This is a genomic window from Pedobacter sp. 01T416_2 (genome assembly GCF_056398925.1).
The window spans coordinates 1-8,374 of sequence record NZ_JBFTQI010000196.1 but is presented as its reverse complement, the minus strand read 5'-3'; the positions used below and the strand labels follow the sequence as shown (position 1 = coordinate 8,374).

The window sequence follows — 8,374 nt, the reverse complement described above, 5'->3', positions numbered from 1 at the left end:
GTGTACTGAACGTATTGGTTTCGATAATATCGGCACCAGCGGCCAGGTACTCCAGGTGTATTGTTTTAATAATATCCGGACGTGTGATGTTGAGCAAATCATTATTGCCTTTTACATCACAGGGATGGTTTTTAAATCGCTCCCCTCTAAAATCTTCTTCGGTTAAGGTATATCGCTGAATCATGGTACCCATTGCACCATCAATCACCAAAATACGTTTTTCTAATTCTTCTCTTATGCTCATTCTTGTTGTAAGATTTGAGATATGAGATATCAGATATGAGAGTGGATAAGACACAATGTCTCAAATCTCAAATCTATGGTCTCAAGTCTCTAAAAGGCTTATTTAAAAAGTTGGTACGTGAATCGTAATCCTAAACTTATCTGTTTCCGCTATTTGCAGAATAGAATTTAGCACCTTGTATGGTTACAGGTTGCTAAGACTTCGTTGGGTCTAATCCCTCCGTCTTTCTTAATAAGCATACAAAAATGCAACAAAGCAACATCAATTCCAAAATTTATCGCTTTGCTACCAAATAAAATTACAAAGGCCATGCAATTCTGCACGGCCTTAAGAATATTGTTCTGTTAATGACTATTTTCTGCTTCCGAAAATACGAAGTAAGAAAAGGAAGATATTGATGAAATCTAAATATAAATTCAAAGCAGCCATTATTGCCAGTTTTTTAGTGTCTGCTTCTGGAATTGCTTCTCCACTCTCCTGAATTCCCATCCCAATTCTTTTAATTTTCTGCACATCATAAGCCGTTAACGCAGTAAATACCGCAATACCTACAAAAGCCATAATCAGGCTAAATTGTTCGCTTTTAATAAACATGTTAAGAATGCTCGCAATAAATAATCCCGCAACACCTACCATTAAGATAGGGCCGAACTTACTGAGATCAATATTAGTGGTATAGCCCATAAATGCCATAATACCGAAAATACCCGCAGCCGCAGCGAAACAGGTAATTATAGACGCCCCGGTATAAATTAAGAGAATAAAGCTTAAACTTACTCCTAATAAAATAGAGAAAAGCACAAAAACGCCTAATAGTGCACCATAAGATAATTTGTTAAAACCCGCGCCCATTAATAAAACTAATCCAAGTGGTGCAAACATGGCTACGTAACCTAAAGCAGTTCTTCTGCCGGTTTCAAAATCGATTAACGATCTTAATGCACTTTCACTGTTAGAAATATAAAAGGCAGAAAGCGTAGATAATAACAATGCCACGAACATCCACAAGAAAACGTTTGCAAAGAATTTTTTAGAAACAGATCTTTCCTGTACAAAAACACTGTCTTTTTGATATTGATAATTTTGTTGTTCCATTTTAAATTTTGTGTATTTAACTATATAAAAATAAATATTTAGTTTAATCTTTTTGTCAGCAATTCTTCAACTTTTTTAAAGAACTGTAAAGGTTTTAATGTGCGCCATGGCAGATTGTCAAATGCACCGCCAAAGTTAATGTAATAATCGATGTTATTATCGCGAAACTCGGTGATTACGTGTTCCTGAAAATTAACTCCAACAATCCAGCCATCTTCTACTTCCTGAAACCACTCTTCGTAATAACTGTCATCAGAGGCATGAAAATTCAGTATATTTTCACCGATCAGGATAAATTTATTAATGCCTTCATCCATCATCAGCTCTAAAATATCGCGTTTCAGCAGCATAATATCGTTGTTAATGGCATCGTTCCATTCTCCTATAAATTCTATAACGGCATAACTGCGATCATAATCGGCGTATAACACCTTCATGTATAAGGTATTCGAACCAAACTCGTCCCATTGCGGGTGCAGTAAAAAATTGTAAATCTGCTTATCGAAGTAAAGTTCTGAATATTCGGTATTGTAAAATGGCGAACGCTCATCTTCTGCCGAAATATAATCATCTCTCCACTGGTAATAAGGCTCAATTTCGTGCATATACTTTAATTATTGAATAATTGAATTTTGAATGAGTGACTAGATAAGTTATTGAATGATTGAGTTTTGAATGAGTGAATGTTAAGATCGTTTCTACATCCTATCCTTCAATCATTCTTTCATTCACTAATTCATTTTCATTCAATCCTTCTATCCTTCTCTCATTTCTTAGTGTCCTGCTTCAACTGCTTTACGTACACTTCCGTAACGGGTTAACAACTCAGCTGCTTCATCGTAACCTATATTTAGTTCATCGGCCACCATTTGTGTACCGCGGTCTACCAGTTTATGGTTGGTTAACTGCATATCGACCATTTTATTGCCAACTACACGCCCCAACTGAACCATAACGGTAGTGCTTAACATGTTTAACACCATTTTTTGAGCCGTACCAGATTTCATACGGGTAGAGCCGGTTACAAACTCAGGGCCAACCACCACTTCAACCGGAAAATCCGATTCTGCAGCAATAGGTCCGCCGGTATTACAAACGATGCAACCTGTTAAAATACCATGCTTACGTGCCGTGTTTAATCCGCCGATTACATATGGCGTAGTACCTGACGCTGCCAGACCAACCAAACAATCTTTCTCGTTAATTTCAAATTCCTGAAGATCTTTCCAGGCTTGTTCGGCGTCATCTTCAGCAAATTCTACCGCTCTTCTAATGGCTGTATCTCCACCGGCAATAATTCCAACAACCCAATCAAAAGGAACACCGTATGTAGGTGGGCATTCTGATGCGTCTACTACACCTAAACGACCACTGGTACCCGCACCTATATAAAAGAGACGGCCACCTTTTTTCATTCGCTCGGCCACTGCCGATGTTAATTTTTCGATCTGAGGCAAAGATTTTTCAACTGCAAATGCTACAGTTTTATCTTCGTTATTAATGCCCTGCAAAACTTCTAACACCGACATCTGATCGATGTGGTTATAGTTAGATTCTTGCTCGGTAACTCTATTCATAAATTTAATTTTGATAAAATTCGGTAAATTCTTTCTAAAAACTACCGTAAAAACCTAAAAATATCTGTCATAAATTTCAACCTATTGTTCCATCGCGTTAATTAATGTTAAATATTATAAACAAAAGACATGAAAATGCAGTTAAAAAATATATCAACTCGCTAATTTTCATAAATTTGCAGTAACGCTGATGAAAAAAAACACCCGAAATAACGTACTGATCGCTGCAAGCTATTCTGTAATTTTAATAGTGGGTATGTTTTTGGGCATAAAATTTATTAAAGATCAAGGTTTTGGCGTTAAAAAGAGCCCTCAACTCGCCAACAACAGCGATGAGAAATTAAATGAGATCTTACACATCATCAACGGTAATTATGTTGATGATATCAATACCGATTCGCTTCAAAACTTACCCATAGATAGCGTTCTGCACCAACTCGATCCACATAGTGTTTACCTGCCACCAACCGATGCGCAGGATATGACCGATAACCTGGAAGGGAACTTTGAGGGTGTGGGCATAGAATATTATATGCTTAACGATACCATGATGGTTACCGGCGTGGTTAAAGATGGCCCAGCTTACCAGGCGGGGATAAAATTGGGCGATAAAATCCTAAGTATCGATACGGCAGTTGTAAGTGGAAGAAATTTACCAAAAGACCAACTTACGGGCCGTTTTAAAGGCAGATCTGGAACAGGTGTTAGCGTGGTGCTTTTACATCCAGGCACACCGCAAAGTAACCGCATTATGGTTACACGAGGCAAAGTAAACATCAGCAGTATTGATGCAGCTTATATGATCAATAACGAAACAGGTTATGTACGGATCAGCAAGTTTGGCGCTAATACCGATAACGACTTTTCTGTTGCAGCCAATAACCTGAAAGCAAGGGGCATGAAAAAACTGATTCTTGATTTGCGTGACAATGGAGGTGGTTATTTTACTGCTGCTACAGGTTTGGCCGATCAGTTTTTAGCCGAGAACAAACTTATTGTATATACACAGGGTAAACATGAGCCACGTACCGATTATTTTTCTACGGGCACTGGCGCTTTTCAAAATGGCAAACTGGCTATCCTGATTAATGAAAATACCGCTTCGGCCAGCGAAATTGTAGCTGGAGCCATCCAGGATCTGGGACGCGGAATTATTGTTGGCCGCCGTTCTTTTGGCAAAGGTTTGGTACAAGAGCAGTTTGCTTTTGGCGACGGTTCTGCATTGAACTTAACCATCGCTAGATATTACACACCATCTGGTCGCAGTATCCAAAAATCGTATAAAAAAGGTTACGACGCCTACAAACATGAATTAGACGAGCGTATGATGGACGGAGAGCTTACCGGAGACCGGACCTCTTTTCAAGATTCTATTGAGAAAACAGAAGGCGTAAATATTCAGCCCAACAGAAAAGTTAAACCGATTGGCGGTATCCAGCCAGATGTATTTGTAAAATTAGACACAAGTGGCTACAATAAGTTYTACAGCAATTTAGTGAGCAAAAAAGTGCTTTCTGATTATGTATTTAATGTACTTACCAATAAGTATAGTGCCAGTTTTGTTGAGCAGAATATCAATATCTTTACTATAAATGATAACGACTTTAAAGACTTTATCGGGTATCTTCAACGCAAAAATGTAGCGATAGACCGTTTTCAATTGTATAATTCGAAAAATGTGATCTTGAATGATTTAAAAGCTTTGCTTTGCCGTTATTATCTAGGCGACGTAGGTTATTACAAGGCTGCAAACCAAACCGACAACGCCGTAAGACAAGCGCTACTTAACCTTCAATAGCCATATTTTATATTTCATGGCACCTCAATCTAGGCGCTAAAAAGAATTTTAATTTTACAAAAATAGAATATTTCAGCATAATGTTCTTAATTAATCACAAATAATAATACTATATTTTGTTTTATTAATTTTGCCAGCAAATCATATCTTATGGAAGCGAGCAAATTAAAGGAAAAAGATCAACAGGTATTAAATGATCTATTAGAGAACGTTAAGAAACAGACCGATTTATTCTTAGGTTATCCCGTTTCAAAGGACTTCGATTATCAGACACTTTCAGATTTTTTAAAATATCCGATGAACAACCTGGGTGATCCTTTTGTTACTTCAACCTATGCCGTAGGCTCACGTGAACTCGAAAAAGAAGTAGTCCAGTTTTTTGCTGAACTTTTCCGAGCGCCTGCAGATAACTGGTGGGGTTATGTAACCAATGGCGGTTCAGAAGGAAATCTTTATGGCTTGTACCTTGCCCGCGAATTACATCCAAAAGGAATGGTTTATTACTCTGAAGCTACACATTATAGTGTACAAAAGAACCTGCACTTACTCAACATGTCAAACATCGTCATCCGTACCCAGGAAAATGGAGAAATCGATTACGAAGACCTTGAACACACCATTAGGATGAACCGCCACATGCCTGTTATCATTATGGCGAATATTGGCACCACCATGACCGAGGCCCGTGATGATGTGGCCAAAATTAAAAGCATCTTAAAAAAACTGGCTATCCAACATTATTATATCCATGCCGATGCTGCACTTTCTGGCACCTACAGTGCATTGATTGAACCCAGACCAGCATTCGACTTTGAAGATGGTGCAGACAGCATCGCCATTAGCGGTCACAAGTTTTTTGGCTCGCCGATGCCTTGCGGTGTGGTGATTGCCAAAAAATCAAACCGTGATCGGATTGCCCGTTCGGTGGCTTACATCGGAAGTGTTGATACCACCATTACCGGATCTAGAAATGGCCATAGCCCCTTATTTTTATGGCACACCATTAAACGTTTGGGTATAACAGGTTTAAAAACCAGGGCCATGCACAGTTTAGCAACTGCAGCTTATACCGAGCAAAAACTTAAGGCGCTGGGTATTGCTGCATGGCGAAACGTGAATGCTATAACCGTAAACTTCCCTACCCCATCTGCTACAATTTGTAAAAAATGGCAACTGGCAGCTGAGCAGGGAAATTCGCATATCATCTGCATGCCCAACGTAACGCAAGCGCATATCGATCTTCTGATTACCGACCTAAAAGCAGAAATTGTGTTGCAGGATTGACGCGATACAAACATTTTAACGGCCTTGATGTTTAATAACGACGCTAAACTAGTATTACACATTAAACACACCTAGTGATAAGTAATTGTACTATGGCTATCAATTTCCCGCTGATCACACAGATTAACGCAGCGTAAAATTACAAATCAGCGCTCTTCTGCGAAATTTGCGGGATTATATGTACCTTTTTATGTTAACATAATACGCTATGAAAATAATAATTGTAGGCGCGACAGGCACGTTGGGCAAAAAAGTAGCTGAAGCTTTTGCACAAAAACATGAGATCATCCGCGTAGGAAATACCAAAGGCGATGTTCGGGTAGATATTACCAATGAAGCATCGATTAAAGCCATGTTTAAGCAGATTGGGCCATTCGATGCTTTGATCAGTACGAGCGGAAAAGGCCCTTTTGCGCCAGTAAGCCAGATGACGGGTGAGGTATTTAAGAGCGGCTTACTAGACAAACTATTGGGCCAGGTTAACCTTGTGCTTATCGGTCAGCATTACATTAATAAAGGTGGCTCATTTACGCTAACTTCGGGCATATTGGCTGATCATCCCGTTGCAGCAGGCGCCGTACTAAGCGCAATAAATGGAGGATTAAATTCTTTTGTTCTCGCTGCTGCTCCAGAACTTGAAAATGGGGTTCGTATAAATGCCGTCAGCCCCAACGTGGTTGAAGATTCGCCTGCTTATTTCGATTCTTTTCCTGGCGAAATTCCGGTTAGTATGGAGAAAGTAGTTAAAGCTTACGAAAAAAGTGTACTGGGCATTGTAACAGGACAGGTAATAAAGGTTTATTAATTACACTCGGCATTTTAAGACATTTTTTTTAACAAAAGCTTGTTCTAAAATTTTGGTTATTCAAAACCCAAAGCTTTATATTGGTCTATCTAACAAACTCAAGCATGATAGAAACAGAACGCCTCATTTTAAGACCATTAACACACGATCAACTTTTAAAATACATTAAAGATGATCATTCACTTGAAGAAGAGTTTGGCCTTTTGCCAACCAAAAAAAACATTTCTCCTTCGCTTCATGATGCTTTGGAGGAAACGATTTTACCTAACGTTTTTGATAAGGATAAAGATTATCTGTACCATACCTTATGGACAATCATATCTAAACGCGATCATAGAATGGTAGGCGATATCTGTTTTGTTGGTGAGCCTGATCCAAATGGCGAAATTGAAATTGGTTATGGTACTTACGAAGAATTTAGAGGTAAGGGTTTTATGACGGAAGCAGTTGGCCGATTAATAGAATGGGCTAAAGCGCAGCCAAAAGTGAAATCCGTTTTTGCCGCCACTACAAAAGATAATGTGGCCTCGTATTCCATTTTAGAAAAAAACAACTTTATCCATATTGGAGAAGTTGATGATATGTTAAGCTGGAAAATTGAATTGAAATGATTTAACCCATCGTCCTCGTTTGCAACGAGGATGTACGATTATGCCGATTGCATCGGCTTAAGTGATTTAAACATATTACAAATGTGTATTTCATTCATCCTCGTTGCAAACGAGGACGATACTAAAAAGATGCTGACCACGAAGTGGCTATTAGGCCTTTAAAATCATAAAGACTACCAATAAAACAAGTTCAGCATGACGACCGTTTTATAATTTACAATACGATTTCAAACAAGCTCAAACTAATTCCCTGATAGTGTTTCGGTAGTCCATCAGTTTTTTCCATGCTTACTACCCCAACATAATCAAAGCCACAGTCTGTATAATATTCGAGTAGTTTTTCATTATCCGCCCAGGTGTCCATTCTGATAAACTTAATGTTATTCTTTGCGGCGTAATCCTTAGCCCATTTGATAATTTCCTTCACAAAAGAATAACCTCTAAATTCGGGATGGGTTACGATCCTGTGGATATAAATCGCATCATGATCCCGTTCTCCCCAAATTAACTGATCGTTAAACGTAATGGCAAATACACAGGCTACCACGCCATCTACAAGAATTTTATATTGGCGGTTTTCATCAATTTCGGCTTGCACCATTTCTCTACTAAAGCCTTGCCAGTGTTTGTTAAACACTTTCTTCTGGTGAGCAATAGCCATATCAYAAAACTTGAAAATGACATCGATGTCGGCTGCCAGGCTGTTTTGTACTTGTAATTGCATGAAACAAAGGTAAGGGTATTTTTTATCCCGTTAGTCGGGATTTGCAATTCCGTCTTTGGAGTTTAGACTTTCGTGGATTTCAAATCCACAGAACAGTGCGACGGGATTTCAAATCCCGACGAACAAAAACTTAATAACAAACAGATTCTTCACTGCGTTCAGAATGACATGAATAGCAAAAACAAAAACMGGGCTGCTTTCGCTATGGAATGCAGCCCTGTTTTAAATAACATTGG

9 protein-coding genes and 1 riboswitch are annotated in these 8,374 nt (G+C 38.7%); of the genes, 4 read left to right on the top strand and 5 right to left on the bottom strand.

Annotated features, from left to right (window positions below):
* The 4 genes from AC1DPQ_RS10535 to murQ all read right to left on the bottom strand — a co-directional run.
* The coding region (locus AC1DPQ_RS10535; RefSeq protein ID WP_477609166.1) for a homocysteine S-methyltransferase family protein at window positions 1–244 on the bottom strand (244 nt) is incomplete at its 3' end.
* Window positions 245–377: 133 nt separating this feature from the next.
* Window positions 378–482, bottom strand: a riboswitch (SAM riboswitch).
* A gap of 113 nt (window positions 483–595) precedes the next feature.
* Window positions 596–1,339: a Bax inhibitor-1/YccA family protein gene (locus tag AC1DPQ_RS10530; RefSeq protein ID WP_215129941.1), complete on the bottom strand. Its 744-nt coding sequence runs from the start codon at window positions 1,337–1,339 to the stop codon at window positions 596–598.
* 38 nt (window positions 1,340–1,377) lie between these two features.
* Window positions 1,378–1,944, bottom strand: coding sequence for a hypothetical protein (locus AC1DPQ_RS10525; protein WP_057931446.1), 567 nt, complete (start codon window positions 1,942–1,944; stop codon window positions 1,378–1,380).
* Window positions 1,945–2,112: 168 nt separating this feature from the next.
* Complete coding sequence (murQ, locus tag AC1DPQ_RS10520; RefSeq protein WP_131028100.1) at window positions 2,113–2,916, bottom strand: N-acetylmuramic acid 6-phosphate etherase; 804 nt, start codon at window positions 2,914–2,916, stop codon at window positions 2,113–2,115.
* A gap of 190 nt (window positions 2,917–3,106) precedes the next feature.
* Here murQ and AC1DPQ_RS10515 point away from each other — a divergent pair, with 190 nt between their 5' ends.
* From AC1DPQ_RS10515 to AC1DPQ_RS10500, 4 genes are all read left to right on the top strand, one after another.
* Window positions 3,107–4,714 (top strand): S41 family peptidase, encoded by a 1,608-nt coding sequence (locus AC1DPQ_RS10515; RefSeq protein ID WP_477609163.1) that lies wholly within the window; start codon window positions 3,107–3,109, stop codon window positions 4,712–4,714.
* A 150-nt stretch (window positions 4,715–4,864) separates the two neighbouring features.
* Window positions 4,865–5,998 carry a histidine decarboxylase gene (locus tag AC1DPQ_RS10510; protein WP_477609161.1) on the top strand — a complete coding sequence of 378 codons (1,134 nt, stop codon included), beginning with the start codon at window positions 4,865–4,867 and terminating at the stop codon, window positions 5,996–5,998.
* Between the two features lie 208 nt (window positions 5,999–6,206).
* Window positions 6,207–6,803: a short chain dehydrogenase gene (locus AC1DPQ_RS10505; protein WP_477582725.1), complete on the top strand. Its 597-nt coding sequence runs from the start codon at window positions 6,207–6,209 to the stop codon at window positions 6,801–6,803.
* A 104-nt stretch (window positions 6,804–6,907) separates the two neighbouring features.
* On the top strand, window positions 6,908–7,414 hold the full coding sequence (locus tag AC1DPQ_RS10500) for a GNAT family N-acetyltransferase (protein ID WP_477582723.1): 507 nt from the start codon (window positions 6,908–6,910) through the stop codon (window positions 7,412–7,414).
* 214 nt (window positions 7,415–7,628) lie between these two features.
* Here AC1DPQ_RS10500 and AC1DPQ_RS10495 read toward each other — a convergent pair whose 3' ends face one another.
* A complete protein-coding gene (locus tag AC1DPQ_RS10495; protein ID WP_477609159.1) occupies window positions 7,629–8,138 on the bottom strand; it encodes a GNAT family N-acetyltransferase in 510 nt (169 codons plus the stop codon).
* Window positions 8,139–8,374: the final 236 nt, after the last annotated feature.

Coding starts and splice junctions, on each gene's coding strand:
- AC1DPQ_RS10530 (WP_215129941.1), bottom strand. CDS start 1,339: ATGGAACAACAAAATTATCAATATCAAAAAGACAGTGTTTTTGTACAG.
- AC1DPQ_RS10525 (WP_057931446.1), bottom strand. CDS start 1,944: ATGCACGAAATTGAGCCTTATTACCAGTGGAGAGATGATTATATTTCG.
- murQ (WP_131028100.1), bottom strand. CDS start 2,916: ATGAATAGAGTTACCGAGCAAGAATCTAACTATAACCACATCGATCAG.
- AC1DPQ_RS10510 (WP_477609161.1), top strand. CDS start 4,865: ATGGAAGCGAGCAAATTAAAGGAAAAAGATCAACAGGTATTAAATGAT.
- AC1DPQ_RS10505 (WP_477582725.1), top strand. CDS start 6,207: ATGAAAATAATAATTGTAGGCGCGACAGGCACGTTGGGCAAAAAAGTA.
- AC1DPQ_RS10500 (WP_477582723.1), top strand. CDS start 6,908: ATGATAGAAACAGAACGCCTCATTTTAAGACCATTAACACACGATCAA.